Raw genomic sequence first — 15,275 nt, 5'->3', positions numbered from 1 at the left:
CTGGACCGCCCATGACCTACTGCGTCGCGATGCGCCTGCGCTCGGGCCTGCTGTTCGCCTCCGACACCCGCACCAATGCCGGCGTCGACCACATCGCCAGCTTCCGCAAGATGCACCAGTTCCAGATCCCGCACCAGCGGGAGCTGGCCATCCTGACGGCGGGCAACCTGGCCACCACCCAGTCCGTCATCTCCCTGCTGAACCAGCGCCTCAAGGGCGAGGGCGAGCACCTGCTGAACGTGCCGACCCTCTACGACGCCGCCGTGCTGCTGGGGCGCACGGTGCGCGAGGTCATCGCCCGCGACGCCGACACCAACGACCGCCGCAACAGCGTCGATTTCGGCGCCAACTTCCTCATAGGCGGGCAGATCAAGGGCGAGGGGCCGCGGCTCTTCCACGTCTACCCGCAGGGCAACTTCATCGAGGCGACCGAGGACACGCCCTACTTCCAGATCGGCGAGAGCAAGTACGGCAAGCCCATCATCGACCGCGTCATCAGCTACGACGGCACGCCGCTGGACGAAGCCGCCAAGTGCACCCTCGTCAGCTTCGACTCCACCATCCGCTCCAACCTGTCGGTCGGCCTGCCCATCGACATCCTGATGCTGCGCGCCAACCAGTTCGAGCAGGCCATGAAGCCGCCCCACCGCATCGGCCGCGACGACCCCTACTTCCTGGCCCTGCGCGACGGCTGGAGCAAGGGCCTGCGCCGGGTCTTCGACGAACTCCCCAACGAGCCCTGGTTCGACGTCTGAGCGAGCCGCCTGCGCGCAAGACGGGCACGCGTCGGGGTCATCTCGACGCGACGACGGCCACCTCCCGCCGATGAAGCGGGGGTATTGCGGGCCAGCGCTGGGGCCGGACATGACAAGTCCTGAGGACTTGTCGTGCCTGCCGAAGAGCAGCCGCTCTGTCGGCTGCGCGGTCTGCAAGACCGACCGGGCTCGCTCGCGTTCAGCAACGCGAGACCGGGCGTGGGGCAGACGTCAGACCGGCCCGAGCACCCGCATCGAATAGTCGACCGCCCTGACGTCCTTGGTCAGGCGGCCGATGGAGATGCGGTCCACGCCGGTGGCGGCGATCCAGCGCAGCTGCTCCAGCGCCACGCCGCCCGACACCTCCAGCAGGGCACGCCCCGCGTTCACGGCGACGGCCTCGCGCATCATGGGCTCGGTGAAGTTGTCCAGCAGCACGCTCACCGCGCCGGCCTCCAGGGCCTCGCGCAGCTGGTCCAGCGTCTCGACCTCGATCTGGATGTCCACCCCCGCCTGCAGGGCCTGCGCCGCCCGCAGTGCGGCACCGACGCCGCCCGCCGCGGCGATGTGGTTCTCCTTGATGAGGATGCCGTCGTAGAGGGCCAGGCGCTGGTTCTGCCCGCCGCCCACCCTGACGGCGTACTTCTGCGCCAGGCGCAGGCCCGGCACGGTCTTGCGCGTGTCGAGGATGGCGCAGCCGCGCGGGTTGGGGCTGGCGCCGGCGACCGCGTCGACATGAGCCCGCGTGACCGTGGCCGTGCCGGACAGCAGCTGCAGGAAGTTCAGCGCCGGCCGCTCGGCCGACAGCAGGGCGCGGCCCTCGGCTTCGATGCGGCAGACGATGGTGTCGGCGGCCATGGCGGCGCCTTCGTCGTACAGCCAGTCGATGCGGCGGGTCGCGTCCAGCGCCGCGAATACGCCGTCGAACCAGTCGCGCCCGCACAGCACCGCGGCCTCGCGCACGCGCACCTGGGCGGCCACGCGCCGGCCGGCCGGCACGAGCTGGGCCGTCCAGTCGCAGCGGCCGATGTCCTCGGCCAGGGCGTCGTGGATGTTGCGCGCGCGGGCCTGCTCGAGGGTCTCTTCGGGAAAGCTCATGCCGCCGGCCCCACCGTGAGCCGGATGTCGCCCAGGCCCTCGATGCGGCCCTCGAGCACGTCGCCCGGCACCACCGCGCCCACGCCGGCCGGCGTGCCGGTGTAGATGAGGTCACCGGGCTGGAGGTGGTAGAGCTGGGAGAGGTTGGCGACGATCTCGGCCGGGTTCCAGATCATGTCGGCCAGGTCGCCGCGTTGCTTCTCCACGCCATTGACCGCCAGCGTGATGGCGCCGCGCTGCAGCAGGCCGACGTCGGCCACGCGGACGATCTCGCCGAGGATGGCCGACTGGTCGAAGCCCTTGGCCGTGTCCCAGGGCTTGCCGGCCGCCTTGGCCGCCGCCTGCAGGTCGCGCCGCGTCATGTCCAGGCCCGGGGCATAGCCCCAGATGGCCGCCAGCGCCGCCTCGGGCGAGGCGCGGAAGACCGGCGCCCCGAGGACCAGCACCAGCTCCATCTCGTAGTGGTAGTTGCGCGTTTCCGTTGGGTAAGGCACGGTGCTGCCCGAGGGCGTCAGGGCGCAGGCCGGCTTGGTGAAGTAAAACGGCGGCTCGCGCGTCGGGTCGGCGCCCATCTCGCGGGCATGATCGGCATAGTTGCGGCCGACGCAGAAGATGCGGCTGACCGCGTAGCGGGCGTCCGTGCCACGGACGGCGGCGCTGGGGATCTCGGCCGGAGGAAAGACGAAGTTGCTCATGGCATGGCATCGACGATGGGGACAGAGGGCGCAGCATACTGGGCTGGCCTTGCTGCTGGCGGCCCTGGCCCTTCTGGCCGGCTGCGCCAGCCGGCCCACCGTTCCCGGCGTGGGCATCGACCGCGACGGCCCCCTGCCCAACCCGCCGCCCGACCTCGCCAAGGTGCCCGACGCCCAGCCCCGCCTGGAGTCCATCCGCAGCGGTGGCCCCAACAAGCCCTACGAGGTGCTGGGCGAGCGCTACGAGCCCATCACCGGTGACGAGCCCTATGTCGACAAGGGCCTGGCCTCCTGGTACGGCCGCAAGTTCCACGGCCGGCCGACGGCCAGCGGCGAGGTCTACAACATGTACGCCATGACGGCCGCCCACGCGACCTTGCCCATCCCGAGCTACGCCCGCGTGCGCAACCCCGCCAACGGCCGCGAGGTCATCGTCCGCATCAACGACCGCGGGCCCTTCCACAAGGGCCGCATCATCGACCTCAGCTACACCGCCGCCCTCAAGCTCGACCTGCTGCGCGGCACCGCGCCCGTCGAAGTGCGGCGCATCACCTATGCCGAGATCCGCGCCGGCAACTGGCGCAAGCCCGGCTCCGAGCCCGCGCCGGTCTTCGTGCCCGAGACCTCCCCGGGCGCGCCGCAGCGCGAGACGACGGGCAGCCCGGTCGCGGCGGCCGCTGCCGGCTACTGGCTGCAGTTCGGCGCCTTCGCCCGGCTCGACGGCGCCGAGGCCCTGCGCCAGCGCGTCGCCGAGGCCGACCTGACCCTGCTGCCGCTGCTGACCATCGTGCGCGAGGCCGGCCTGCACCGGCTGCGGGCCGGGCCCTTCCCGAGCGTCGAGGAGGCCCGGGCCACATCGGCGCGGCTGCGCGACGAGGGCGGGCTGGAGTCCAGCCTGGTGGATAAGCGCTGAGCCTCAGCGCCCGCCGGCCACGTCCAGCATCGCGCCCACCGTGTAGCTGGCCGCGTCGCTGAGCAGCCAGGCGATGGCCTCGGCGATCTCGTCGGGCCGGCCCAGGCGCTGGATGGGGATGGCCGACGTGACCTCCGGCGCCGCCACCGCCATGCCGCTGGTGGCGTGGATGTCGGTCTCGACGATGCCCGGGCGCACGCCGTTGACGCGGATGCCCTCGGCGATCAGTTCCCGCCCGAGGCCCCGCGTCAGCGTGTCCACGGCGCCCTTGGAGGCCGCGTAGTCCACGTAGACGCCGGGCGCGCCGAACTCCGCCGCCCGCGAGCTGAGGTTGACGATGGCGCCGCCCGCGCCGCCGTGGCGGGTGCTCATGCGCCGCGCCGCCTGCTGGCAGCACAGCAGCGTGCCCATCACGTTGACGTCGAAGACGCGCCGCCAGCGAGCCATGTCCATCGCCTCGAGCCGCGCGGCGGGCGCCACGATACCGGCGTTGTTGACGAGGCCGGCGAGCCGGCCGCCGGCCTGGTCCAGCCGCTCGAACATCGCGGCCACCTGGCCGGGGTCGGCCACGTCCGCCTGCAAGGTCAGCGCACGGCGACCCAGCCCGTCCAATCGCGAAGCCAGCGCCACCGCGGCGGCGCTATCCTGGGCGTAGTTGATGGCCACGTCCCAGCCGGCCTGCGCACAACGCAGCGCCGTCGCGGCGCCGATGCCGCGTGAGCCCCCGGTGATCAAGACCCAAGCCGTCATCCGCGCATTGTGGCTTTGTCGGAGAAGATGCGCGGCTGCCCATTTCCTGCTGCATGGATTTCCTCGACGTCCCGACGGTGCTCAAGGTCAGCGCCGTCTTCAACCTGATGGCCGCCCTCGCCTGGCTGATGCTGGCGCAGACCTTCCGGGTCGCGCCGCGCGCGGCCCGGCTGATGGCGGCCGGCCATCTGCTGCGCATCGCCTCGCAGGGCTGCGGCGAGTGCACGGCCGGCTGGCCCCTGCTGCTGCGCCAGGCCGTCCCCGCGTTCGGCCTGCTGGCCAGCGTCACGCTGCTGACGCTGGCGCTGCGGCACATGCTGCGCAGCCGGCAGCGCGTGCACGACATCGCCTGGGTCGGCGGCCTGGGCGCCCTGGGCATCGCCGCGGGCCTGGCCAGCGGCTCGGGCCTCGCACCGCAGCTGGCCTGCACGGCCGGCGTGGCGCTGCTGTCGCTGCTGGCCGTGCGCGACCTGGTGCGCGGCATCGGCGGCCAGCTCTCGCCGGTCGTCACCGCCTGCATGACCCTGCCCTTCGCGGCCCTGGCCGCCCTTTCGGTGGGCCATGTCGCGGCGCTGCTGCTCCTGCCGGGCTGGGGCGACCACGGGCTCGACGGCGAGCCGCCCACGCCAGCGCGCGTCGTGCTGTGGTTCGTCGTCACCGCGGGCATCACGCTGAGCCTGATCGCGCTGCTGATCTGGCGCGTCATTTCGCGCATCCAGCACCTGACCTACCGCGACCCGCTGACCGGTGCGCTGAGCCGCCGCGCCTTCGAGCAGGCCCTGGCCGAGGCCCAGGCGCAACTGCAGCGCGGCCACGGCTTCGCCTTGGTCATGATCGACGTCGACCACTTCAAGCGCATCAACGACGAACACGGCCACGCCGCCGGGGACGCGGCGCTCCAGCATTGCGTGCGCCTGTGGCAGGCCGGCCTGCGCGCCGTGGACCGGCTTGGCCGCCTCGGCGGCGAGGAGTTCTGCGCGCTGCTGCCGCTGGCCGCCCCGCAGGACCTGCCCACGGCCATGGCCGTCGCCGAGCGGCTGCGCGCCACCCTGGCCGCCCAGCCGCTGCACTGGAAGGGCGTGGAGCTGCCGCTGTCGGCCAGCTTCGGCGTCGCGCTGCCCGCGACGGACGACCCACGCGGCGAATCCGGCCTGGCGCGCGCCGATGCCGAGCTCTACCGCGCCAAGGCCGAGGGCCGCAATCGCGTCTGCGCCGCGCCGGAATTCCACGGGCTGGCCGCCGCATGAGCGCAGGACCAGGGGTGCCCCCGTGACCGCACCCAGCCCCACGCTGACCCTGGTCGCGGCCATCGGGCTGTGCGCCGGCATCGCCACCCTCGTCTGGCTGGCCCTCGCCACGCTGGCCCGCATCGCCCCGCGCGCCTCGCTGACCATGGCCGGCGCCAATGCCGCCGCCCTGCTGTCGCTGGTGCTGCGCGCCTCGCGCGGCAGCATGCCCGGGACGCCGGCCAGCTGGCTGGGCGACACGCTCGCCGTGGCCTCCGCCGCGCTGCTGGGCGTCGCGGTGATGGCCATCACCACGCGCCGGCTGCACTGGAAGGCGGCCGTCATGGTCGTCTCCCTGGCGGCGTTGGCGCTGCTGGCCCTGCCGGACGATGGCGACCTGCGCTGGCGCGTGCGCATCATCAGCGCGGGCGGCGCCGGCCTGCTGCTCGCGGCCAGCCTCACCGCCTGGCGCAGCCTGAGCGACGAGGCGAAGAAGGACGGCCGCTCCACACTGGCCCCGCTGGTCCTGCCGCTGATCCTCATCGCGCTGCTGATGGCGGTCCGTGGCATCGCGACCTTCATCGCGCCCGTCGCCAGCCTGGACGTGCATGTGCCGACCTCGCTGAATCTCACGCTGCTGTGGTCGGCCCTGACGGCGATGCTGCTGCAGAACACGACGCTGGCCTTCCTCGTGCTGCTGCGCTTGATCCGGCGCATCGAGCGGCTGCTGGAGCGCGACCCGCTGACCGACACCTTCAACCGGCGCGCCTTCGACCGCGCCCTGGCCGACGCCCACGCCTGGCTCGGACGAGGTCGCGGCTATGCGCTGGTGATGATCGACATGGACCGTTTCAAGCAGCTCAACGACAGTCTCGGCCATGCCGCGGGCGACGCGGCACTGCGCCTGATGGTGGAGCAACTGCGGCCCTGCCTGCGAGAGGTGGACCGCTTCGGCCGCCTGGGCGGGGAGGAGTTCTGCGTGCTGCTGCCCGACACCGACCTCGCCGGTGCTGCCCTCGTGGCCGAGCGCATGCGCGCGCTCGTCGAGGCCACGCCGCTGCGCTGGCAGGATCAGGACTGGCCGCTGAGCGCCAGCTTCGGCATCGCCGAAGCGGAGCGCGCCGACGCCAGCGCCGACGCGGTGCTGGCCCGGGCGGACGCCGCCATGTATCGGGCCAAGGGGCAGGGGCGCAACGTGGTGCAGGCTTGAGGTGCCGGGCGGCTGGGGTTGCGTTTGCCGAGCCCTTCCACTCGGTGCGTTGCTTAGCGAGCCGCAAAGGCTCTCCCCGCCCCCTGGGTTTCAACGAGCTTGCAAACCACCCGCCTCCACGGCGCGCCCACCTCCGCAAGGCCTGCACGGCCCCACACTCCGGCCCCAAGCTCCCTTCAGCCCCCCCGCCATGGACCTCGACCCCAAGGACCTCATCGACCGCGCCGCCGAAGCCGCCCAGGCCCGCAAGGAAGCCAGCGCCGCGCGCCTGAACGCCGCCGTCGCGGTGACCGTCGCCGTGCTCGCCACCTTCATGGGCATCTGCAAGGTCAAGGACGACAACATCGTCCAGGCCATGCAGCAGGCCCAGGCCGACAAGCTCGACCACTGGGCCTACTACCAGTCACGCACCCTGCGCGCCGACGTGGCCGAGGCGACTGCCGTGCAGCTGGAACTGGCCAAGGCCGGCGTGGCGCCCGCCCAGGCTCCGGCCTACGAACAGGCCATCGCCAGCTACCGCGCCAAGGCCACTGACCAGGTGAAGAAGCGCGATGAACTCAAGGCCCAGGCCGAGGCCGACCAGAAGGCCTACGACGCGCTGAACTACCGCGACGACCAGTTCGACCTGTCCGACGCGCTGCTGGCCATCGCCATCGCTCTGCTGGCCGTCACGGCCCTCACCCGCCTGTGGCCGCTGTACTTCGTGGCCCTGGTGCCGACCTTCTTCGGCGTCGTCATGGGCATCGCGGGGCTGGCCGCCCTGCCCCTGCACCCCGATGCACTGGTGAAGCTGCTGTCCTGACCTGCTGCGTCCGGGCCGGCGCCATGGCGGCGTCAGGGCATGCCGGGCGGCTGGCCGCCTTCATGGCCGACGAGCCGGGTGATGCCGATGGCCTTGAGCACGTACTTCTCGTAGACCGGTTCGGAACTGCCTGTCTTCATCTTGTGAAGGAAGTACTTCTCGAACGCGATCTTGGCCAGTCGCACCCACCGGCCCTTGCTGACCCAGTTCACGTTGCGCGGCGGTATCTGCGGCAGCGCGACGAAGGCCGCCGCGGTGTCGCCCAGGTCGGCCAGGCAGATGGCGTTCCAGGTGCCCTCGGCGGAGGCGGGCTCGCCGCGAGTCTCGGCCGCGATGTTGTGCACGATCGCGGTGACCATGGACTCGATCATGTAGCCGGTCTTGGGCGCCCCCGTCGGCACCGGGGTGGCCTCCACCGGCGGGATGGCGACGCAGACGCCGGCGGCAAAGATGTTCCGGTACTTGAGGCTGCGCTGGTGCTTGTCGATCAGCACGAAGCCGCGCGGGTTGCACAGGCCGTCCACCCGGGCGACTGCCTCGACGCCCTTGAAGGCCGGCAGCATCATGCTGTAGCGGAAGGGCAGCTCGTGCTCCTTCCTCACCTGGCCGAGGTCGTCGAGCTCGGTCACGAACATCCGGCCGGCTTCCACCTTGGTGACCCTGGCGTTGCAGATCCACTTGACGTCGTGGCTGCGCAGCTCGCTCTCGAGCATGCCCTTGGAGTCGCCCACGCCGCCCAGGCCGAGATGGCCGATGTAGGGCTCGGCCGTCACGAAGGTGATCGGCACGCGGTGGCGCAGCCTGCGCTTTTGCAGGTCGCGGCTGAAGATGAACGCGAACTCGTAGGCCGGCCCGAAGCAGCTGGCACCCGGCATCGCGCCAATGACCGCCGGGCCGGGATCTTCGAGGAAGCGCTGGTAGGCGGCCTGCGCATGCTCGGCGTGGTCGGTGGTGCAGATCGATTCGGTGTGCCCGCCGTCGGGCCCGGCGCCGGGCACTTCCTCGAAGGCCAGGCGCGGGCCGGTCGTGATGACGAGGAAGTCGTAGTCCAGGCGGCGTCCGTCCTGCAACTCCACGGCATTGCCCTCGGCATCGATGCGGACGACGGGCTGACCGATGAAACCGATGCCCTTCCTGGCCAGCGCCGGCTCGATGGGCAGGGTGATGGCCGCGCGCTCGCGCCAGCCGACGGCGAGCCAGGGGTTGGACGGAACGAACTGGAAGTGGTCGACCGCATTGATGACGGTGACGCGGTGCTCGGGCCCGAGCGCGGCCTTCAGTTCGTAGGCAGCGGGCATGCCGCCGATACCGGCACCGAGCACGATGACGTGGGCCATGGTGGGTCTCCTCGTGACGCGCTCTGGCTGGCGCGTATGGGATGGCGCTCGGAAATGCCGACCCGGGGCGTCGCCATCGCCGCCCCGACCGCGTCTGTCATGGCTTCGCCGGCCGACCTGGCCGGGCGATCACTTCGACGGCTTGGCCTTCAGCGGCGCGCAGGCGTCGCGCCGAGGGGCTGCCGGCACCGGTCGCCCGCGCTCCTTGGCGCGCGCCGCCATCTCGTCGTGGTGCTGCTGGACGTAGGCCTTGCAGTCCTCGTAGGTCTTGAAGCTGGCCAGGCGCTCGCGGTGGGCCTGGCGCTCCTCCGGCGTCATCATGGGCCAGCCGGGCGTGAAGTCCTTGCCCCAGCGGGCGTGCGGGCCGCCGCCACCGCAGCCCGCCGCGGGCGCGCTGGCGCCGCTGGCGGCCATGCAGGGGCCGGGGCCGGCTGGCTGGGCCAGCACGCTGCCGGCACCGGCGGCGAGGAGCAATGCAGTGATGAATCGCGCAGTGTTCATGGCGGGTCCTCGAAGGAAGTCCAGGCCGCCATTGAACGCCTCGACCCTCGGCGCATGTTGATCTGCATCATGTCCACGGCAGCTTGCCGCGCCGGTCACCACACTTTGCAGTGCTGCCCCGCCGGCTTCACCAGCCCGGCGCCCGGCAGCGCGCCCGCCGGGAAGTTGATGTCGTTCATCTGGGCGTCGTAGTCGGCGTTCACCGTCTGCGGCGCCAAGGCCACCGGCCAGGTGAAGACGCGCGACGAACCTAAGCCCCATCTGCGTCGTGATGGGCATCGCCGGGCCGGCCGCCCTGCCCTTGCACCCCGATGCCCTGGTGAAGCTGCTGTCCTGGGAGCCGTCAACGCCACGGCAGCAGCCCCGGCGGCCGGCGCTCAGCGCAGCGTGTAGCCGCGGCCGTCCATGCAGGCCTCGATGGCGCGCTGGAAGACGCCGGCATCGGCCATGGCGGCCGGCTGGGTGGTGGCCCAGCGGTTGCACTCGCGCAGGTCGGCCTCGCGCTGTACATCGCTCTGGCCGTTGCGCGGGTAGATGACCGGTGCCGGCCTCACCGGCGCGGGCGGCGGCAGCGGCGCCGGGGGCGGCACGTAGACCACCTCGGGCGCCGGGTCGGCCCGGCTCGCCAGCGCGACGAGGGGCACGGCCACCGCCAGGCCCAGCACCAAGCCGCCCAGGCCGGCGCCGTGGTGGTGGTGATGGTGGTGGTAGGGCGGCGGCCCGTAGTAGCGCGGGCCGGCGCCCGCCACGCCATGGGCGGCGACGAGGGTGGCGACGATCAGGGTGCGGGCAAGGGTGTTCACGGCAGGCTCCGTCCGGGCCGGCCTGGACGACGGCAGGCCGCACCGGCAAGTTGACCACGGCGGGCAGCGCCATGGGAACACCCCCGCCCCACCGCCGTCACCACACCTTGCAGCGCTGCCCCGCCGGCTTCACCAGCCCGGCGCCCGGTTTGCAGGCGAAGGCCTTCTCGAATTCGGGCATGTTCACGACCACGCCGTTGATGCGCCAGCGCGCCGGCGAGTGCGGGTCGATCTTGGCGCGCAACCGCAAGGCCTCGGGGCGGGCGTCGCCGCAGTCCCACTGCGCGAAGCCGACGAAGAAGCGCTGCTCGGGCGTCAGGCCATCACGGCTCTCGAGCGTCTTGCCGGCCACGTGCACCTTCCAGGCCTCCCAGGCGAGGATGAGGCCGCCGAGGTCGGCGAGGTCTTCGCCCAGGGTCAGCTTGGAGTTGATCTTGATGTCGTCCACGACGGTGTAGGTGGCGTACTGGTCGGCGACGCAGGCAGCGCGGCGCTCGAACTCCTTGCCGTCCTTCTTCGTCCACCAGCTCTTCAGGTTGCCCTGGGCGTCGAACTGGCGGCCCTCGTCGTCGAAGCCGTGGGTCAGCTCGTGGCCGATGGTGCCGCCGGTGTTGCCGTAGTTGGGCGCGTCGTCCAGCTTCGCGTCGTACAGCGGTGCCTGCAGCACGCCCGCCGGGAAGTTGATGTCGTTCATCTGGGCGTTGTAGTAGGCGTTCACCGTCTGCGGCGTCATGCTCCACTCGCCGCGGTCCAGCGGCTGGCCGATCTTGGCGAGCTGGCGCCGGGCCTCGAAGACATTCCCCGCCACGACGTTGCCGAGGAAGTCGCCGCGCCGCACGGCCAGGGCCGAGTAGTCGCGCCAGCGGTCCGGGTAGCCGACCTTGTTGACGATGGCCTTGAGCTTGACCTTGGCGCGGGCCTTGGTCTCTGTGCTCATCCAGGCCAGGCCGTCGATGCTGCGGGCCATCGCGGCCTCGATCTCGTCGGTCATCTGCACCGTCGCGGCCTTCAGCTCCGGCGTGAAGTTGCGGGCGACGAATTCCTGGCCCAGGGCCTCGCCCATCTGCACGTCCACGAGCTGCACGCAGCGCTTCCAGCGCGGCATCAGCTGCGGCGTGCCCTGCAGGGCCTGGCCGTAGAAATCGAAGTTGGCCTGCACGAAGGCGTTGTCCAGGGCCGGCGCCAGGCTGCTGGCCAGCTGCCAGCGCAGATAGGTCTGCACGTCGGCCAGGCTCATGGCCTTCAGCCGCGCGGCGAAGGCCTTGAAGAAGGCCGGCTCGGTGACGTTGTAGCGGGCCTGCGCGGGAGCCGTGCCCAGGGCCGCCTGGAAGGCCGCCCAGTCGAAGCCCGGCGTGAGCGCCTGCAGGCCGCGGGCGTCGACGGCGTGGAAGATCTTGTAGGGATCGCGCTTGTCGACCTTGCTCAGCGAGGCCCTGGCCAGCGCCGTCTCGGTGGCCAGCACGGCGCGCGCGCTCGCCCGCGCCGCCTCGGGCGCCTCGCCCAGCAGCTCGAAGGTGCGGGCCACGTGGGCCTCGTAGGCCGCCCGGACTTTGGCGGTCTTGTCGTCGTGCTTGAGGTAGTAGTCGCGGTCGGGCAGGCCGAGTCCGCCGGCGGAGGCGAAGGCGATCTGGCGCGTGGCGTCGGCGTAGTCCTGCCCCGAGCTGAAGCCGAAGAACAGCCGGTCGTTGCCGGCGGCGAGCTGCAGTTCCGCCAGCAGGGCCGGCAGGGCCCGCTTGTCCTTCAGGCCGGCGATGCGCTCCAGCCAGGGCTGCAGCGGCTTGATGCCCGCAGCCTGCACCGCACCCTCGTCCATGCAGGCGGCGAAGTAGTCGCCCAGCCGCGCCTGGTTGGCGCTGCGGCCCTCCGACTGGTGCGCCAGCTTGCCGAGCACGCCCCAGAGATAACGCTGGTTCTCATTGGCCATCTTGGCGTAGACCGACCAGCGCGACTGGTCCGCCGGGATGGGGTTGCTGGCGCTCCAGCCACCGCAGGCGAAGCGGTAGAGGTCCTCGCAGGGGTCGACGCTGCGGTCCATCACCGTGGGGTCGAGGCTGGGCGTGTAGGGCAGCGCGTCCAGGGGCGTTTCGTCGGCGGCGTGGGCGAGCGTGGCCGCCAGCAGGGCCGGGATCAGCAGTCGTTTCATCGGGATGCCGGAAATTTCAGGTGCCACGATTGTGGGCGTGTCCGGCGGTCGGGCCATTCGGCATCCCCCGTTCGCAGTGGCCGGCTTGGGCCATGATGGGCGCTTCGCTCCCCGCCCGTCCTGCCTTCGCCATGCCCACGCTGCTGCTGCTCGTTCCCATCGCCGCCGAACACAAGGCCCTGCTGCTGGAGCGCTACCACGTCATCGACGCGCCGGACGCCGCCAGCCGCGCCGCGGCCATCGCGGCCCGCGCCGCTGACATCGACTTCGTGCTGACCAACGGCAGCACCGGCTTCACGGCCGACGAGATCGATGCCTGCCCGCGACTCAAGCTGCTCGCCGCCCAGGGCGCCGGCTACGAGAACCTGGACCTGGCCGCCGCACGGGCGCGCGGCCTGGCCTGCTGCAACGGCGCCGGCACCAACGACGACTGCGTGGCCGACCACGCCCTGGCCCTGCTGCTGTCCAGCGTCCGGGCCCTGCCCCAGCAGGGCGCCGCCTTGCGCGCCGGCCTCTGGCGCGATGCCCTGCCGCTGCGCCCCAACTTTGGCGGCCGGCGCCTGGGCATCGTGGGCCTGGGCGGCATCGGCCGCAAGATCGCCTCGCGGGCGGCGGCCTTCGGCATGGTGATCGGCTATCACAACCGCCGGCCCCGCCACGACGCCGACGGCACCACCTACTTCGACAGCGCCACGGCCCTGGCCGACTGGGCCGACGACCTCGTCGTCGCCACGCCCGGCGGCGCCGCCACGCGCCACATCGTCGACGCCGGGGTGCTGGCGGCCCTGGGCCCGGGCGGCCACCTGGTCAACATCGCCCGCGGCAGCTGCGTCGACACCGCCGCGCTGGCCGAGGCCCTCGCCGCCGGCCGCATCGCCGGCGCGGCCCTGGACGTCTACGAGGGCGAGCCGCAGCCGCCGCGCGAGCTGCTCGGCCTGGACAACGTCATCCTGACGCCCCACGTCGCCGGCTGGTCGCCCCAGGCCATCCGCGCGACGGTGGAGAACTTCATCGCCAACGTCGACGCCTGGGAGCGCGGAGAACCGCTGCGCACGCCGATCTGAGCCGGCCCCGCCGGCTCAGCGCCTGGCCTCGATGACCTGGGCCTCGCCGCGCGGCGGGTAGACGCGGCGCGTGCCCTCCTCCAGGGCCACCTCCGCGGCGATGCGTCCGATCTGCGTCCCTCCCATGCACTGCAGGGCCAGGCCGTCGATGTCGTCGGGCAAGCGCGCGTCCTCGAACTGCGGCTCCAGCGCCTCGCGGCGCGCGCCTGGACCACCCCAGGCCTGGCGGCGGCCGAACAGCGCATCGAGCTGGAGCAGGCGGCGAGGGGCGGGCAGCGGTTTCATGCGGACCTCCGGGATGTTCTTGCAGCGCGGCGACGAAGCCGTCTTCCTGTAAAGACGACGGCGCCACCCGGCCTGCGACAGGGATACGGGTTTTCCCCAGGACTCGAGGCCCCGGAGCGAAGGCCGGGCGCCGCCTCTCGGCTCGGTGTCTCCCCCGATGTCGGGGGTGCGTCATGAGTTGACACTCCGACTGCCACAATCAATTGGCACTTGCAACGCCAATACTTGAGATCCTCATGAACCCTTCCCGAGACCAGCCGGCCGCACCGCCGCGCCTCGCCTCCTCCCCGGCGCCAATGGCGCGGCGGACCTGGCGTCGGCGTCGCGGCCTCGTGGCGGCGGTGCTCGCCGTGCCGGCGCTGGCGGCCGCCTTGCTCGCAGCCCAGGCGGACATGATCACCCTCGGCGCCGAGGCCTACCTGTACGGCTATCCCCTCCTCATCGTCGACGCCAGCCGCGACCGCATCACCGCGCTGGCCGCGCCGGCCAACGTCCTGCATCGCATGCGCCAGTTCCCCGACGCCGGCTTCAAGGAAGTGGTGCGGCCCAACGTGGACACCCTCTACACCTCGGCTTTCATCGACACCGCCCGGGGCCCCTGCCTGTTCGAGATGCCGGCCAATGCCGAGCGCTACGAGGTCATGCCCTTCATGGACGCGTGGACGAATGTCTTCGCCACCCTCGGCACCCGCACGGAGGGCACCGGCGGCGGGCGCTACTGGCTGGTCGGGCCAGGCGTGGCACCGCCGCCGGACGACGGCCTGCCCGTGATGCGGTCGCCCACACGCTGGGCATGGCTGATCGGCCGCACGCAGACCAATGGCAGCGGCGACTACGAGACCGTCCACCGCCTGCAGGACGGCCTGCGCCTGCGCTGCGACGGTGCGCAGCGCGGCGCGGCGGCGCCGGAAGAACCTTGGCCGGCCGGACCGGCAACGCCGCGCGAGGCCGTCGACAGCCTGGCCACCCGCGAGTTCTTCCGGCGCCTGGCCGCACTGATGCTCGACAACCCGCCCGCGGCGGCCGACGCGCCTCTCCTGCGTCGGCTGGAGGGCACCGGCTTCAAGCCCGGCCATGCGCCCGACTGGGGGCTGCTGGACCTGTGGAGCCTGAGCCTCGGCCGCGCGATCGCCGATCACCGCGTCGCCCAGGCACTCGCCTCGACGCAAGGGCTGCGCAACGGCTGGTCCACGCCGCCCCAGGCCATCGGCGACTACGGCACCGACTACCCCACCCGCGCCGCCGTGGCGATGGTGGGCCTGGGCGCCAACCTGCCCCAGGACGCCGTCTACATGAGCGCCCGGCTGGACGCCCAGGGCCAGGCCCTGCAAGGCAGCCGGCGCTACCGGTTGCACTTCGCCCCGCAGGAGCTGCCGCCGGTCAAGGCCTTCTGGTCCATCACCGCCTACGGGGCCGACGAGTTCCTCATCGCCAACCCGCAGCAGCGCTATGCCCTGGGCGACCGCGACCCGCTGGTGCGCAATGCGGACGGCTCGCTGGACCTGTGGGTGCAGGCGGAGCAGCCGGCCGCCGAGCGGCGCCCGAACTGGCTGCCCGTGCAGGCCGGCCAGCCCTTCCAGCTCGTCGCCCGGCTGTACTGGCCGCGCCACACCGCCCTGAGCGGCGCCTGGCAGATGCCGGCGCTGGAGCGCCTGGATTAGCGCCTGCCAACGGGCCCAAGGAATGGGCCCAA

At 72.2% G+C, this 15,275-nt stretch carries 15 protein-coding genes; 7 read left to right on the top strand and 8 right to left on the bottom strand.

The annotated features are described in order from the left end of the window. Nucleotides 1-11: 11 nt before the first annotated feature. Nucleotides 12-755 carry a proteasome-type protease gene (locus LXT12_RS16590; protein WP_233393393.1) on the top strand — a complete coding sequence of 248 codons (744 nt, stop codon included), beginning with the start codon at nt 12-14 and terminating at the stop codon, nt 753-755. Between the two features lie 231 nt (nt 756-986). Here LXT12_RS16590 and nadC read toward each other — a convergent pair whose 3' ends face one another. Then, nucleotides 987-1,853 (bottom strand): carboxylating nicotinate-nucleotide diphosphorylase, encoded by an 867-nt coding sequence (nadC, locus tag LXT12_RS16585; protein WP_233393392.1) that lies wholly within the window; start codon nt 1,851-1,853, stop codon nt 987-989. Next, nucleotides 1,850-2,548 carry a fumarylacetoacetate hydrolase family protein gene (locus tag LXT12_RS16580; protein ID WP_233393391.1) on the bottom strand — a complete coding sequence of 233 codons (699 nt, stop codon included), beginning with the start codon at nt 2,546-2,548 and terminating at the stop codon, nt 1,850-1,852. Before LXT12_RS16580 ends, nadC begins: the two co-directional genes overlap by 4 nt. Nucleotides 2,549-2,597: 49 nt before the next feature. On the opposite strand from LXT12_RS16580, the gene LXT12_RS16575 reads away from it, so the two are divergent. Beyond that, a complete protein-coding gene (locus LXT12_RS16575; protein ID WP_233393390.1) occupies nt 2,598-3,461 on the top strand; it encodes a septal ring lytic transglycosylase RlpA family protein in 864 nt (287 codons plus the stop codon). A 3-nt stretch (nt 3,462-3,464) separates the two neighbouring features. Here LXT12_RS16575 and LXT12_RS16570 read toward each other — a convergent pair whose 3' ends face one another. Next, nucleotides 3,465-4,211 carry an SDR family oxidoreductase gene (locus tag LXT12_RS16570; RefSeq protein WP_233393389.1) on the bottom strand — a complete coding sequence of 249 codons (747 nt, stop codon included), beginning with the start codon at nt 4,209-4,211 and terminating at the stop codon, nt 3,465-3,467. A gap of 53 nt (nt 4,212-4,264) precedes the next feature. Here LXT12_RS16570 and LXT12_RS16565 point away from each other — a divergent pair, with 53 nt between their 5' ends. The 3 genes from LXT12_RS16565 (at nt 4,265) to LXT12_RS16555 (ending at nt 7,449) form a co-directional block, all read left to right on the top strand. Beyond that, nucleotides 4,265-5,458: a GGDEF domain-containing protein gene (locus LXT12_RS16565; protein ID WP_233393388.1), complete on the top strand. Its 1,194-nt coding sequence runs from the start codon at nt 4,265-4,267 to the stop codon at nt 5,456-5,458. Between the two features lie 22 nt (nt 5,459-5,480). After that, nucleotides 5,481-6,647, top strand: a complete 1,167-nt coding sequence (locus LXT12_RS27050; RefSeq protein ID WP_233393387.1) for a GGDEF domain-containing protein — start codon at nt 5,481-5,483, stop codon at nt 6,645-6,647. Nucleotides 6,648-6,837: 190 nt separating this feature from the next. Beyond that, a complete protein-coding gene (locus tag LXT12_RS16555) occupies nt 6,838-7,449 on the top strand; it encodes a DUF4337 domain-containing protein (RefSeq protein WP_233393386.1) in 612 nt (203 codons plus the stop codon). Between the two features lie 32 nt (nt 7,450-7,481). Here LXT12_RS16555 and LXT12_RS16550 read toward each other — a convergent pair whose 3' ends face one another. The 4 genes from LXT12_RS16550 to LXT12_RS16535 form a co-directional block, all read right to left on the bottom strand. Continuing rightward, on the bottom strand, nt 7,482-8,786 hold the full coding sequence (locus LXT12_RS16550) for an NAD(P)/FAD-dependent oxidoreductase (RefSeq protein ID WP_233393385.1): 1,305 nt from the start codon (nt 8,784-8,786) through the stop codon (nt 7,482-7,484). Between the two features lie 129 nt (nt 8,787-8,915). Then, nucleotides 8,916-9,287, bottom strand: coding sequence for a hypothetical protein (locus LXT12_RS16545; protein ID WP_233393384.1), 372 nt, complete (start codon nt 9,285-9,287; stop codon nt 8,916-8,918). Between the two features lie 377 nt (nt 9,288-9,664). Beyond that, nucleotides 9,665-10,090 (bottom strand): hypothetical protein, encoded by a 426-nt coding sequence (locus tag LXT12_RS16540; RefSeq protein WP_233393383.1) that lies wholly within the window; start codon nt 10,088-10,090, stop codon nt 9,665-9,667. A gap of 97 nt (nt 10,091-10,187) precedes the next feature. After that, nucleotides 10,188-12,233 (bottom strand): M13 family metallopeptidase, encoded by a 2,046-nt coding sequence (locus LXT12_RS16535; RefSeq protein WP_233393382.1) that lies wholly within the window; start codon nt 12,231-12,233, stop codon nt 10,188-10,190. Nucleotides 12,234-12,364: 131 nt separating this feature from the next. On the opposite strand from LXT12_RS16535, the gene LXT12_RS16530 reads away from it, so the two are divergent. Continuing rightward, nucleotides 12,365-13,297: an NAD(P)-dependent oxidoreductase gene (locus LXT12_RS16530; protein WP_233393381.1), complete on the top strand. Its 933-nt coding sequence runs from the start codon at nt 12,365-12,367 to the stop codon at nt 13,295-13,297. A 15-nt stretch (nt 13,298-13,312) separates the two neighbouring features. Here LXT12_RS16530 and LXT12_RS16525 read toward each other — a convergent pair whose 3' ends face one another. Beyond that, nucleotides 13,313-13,582: a hypothetical protein gene (locus tag LXT12_RS16525; RefSeq protein WP_233393380.1), complete on the bottom strand. Its 270-nt coding sequence runs from the start codon at nt 13,580-13,582 to the stop codon at nt 13,313-13,315. 236 nt (nt 13,583-13,818) lie between these two features. On the opposite strand from LXT12_RS16525, the gene LXT12_RS16520 reads away from it, so the two are divergent. Further along, a complete protein-coding gene (locus LXT12_RS16520; protein ID WP_233393379.1) occupies nt 13,819-15,243 on the top strand; it encodes a DUF1254 domain-containing protein in 1,425 nt (474 codons plus the stop codon). Nucleotides 15,244-15,275 lie beyond the last annotated feature (32 nt).

Origin of the sequence: Pelomonas caseinilytica (genome assembly GCF_021353235.1) — a bacterium.
Lineage (GTDB): Bacteria > Pseudomonadota > Gammaproteobacteria > Burkholderiales > Burkholderiaceae_C > Pelomonas > Pelomonas caseinilytica.
The sequence above is the reverse complement of the archived record's forward strand: the minus strand, read 5'-3'. Positions and strand labels throughout refer to the sequence as shown.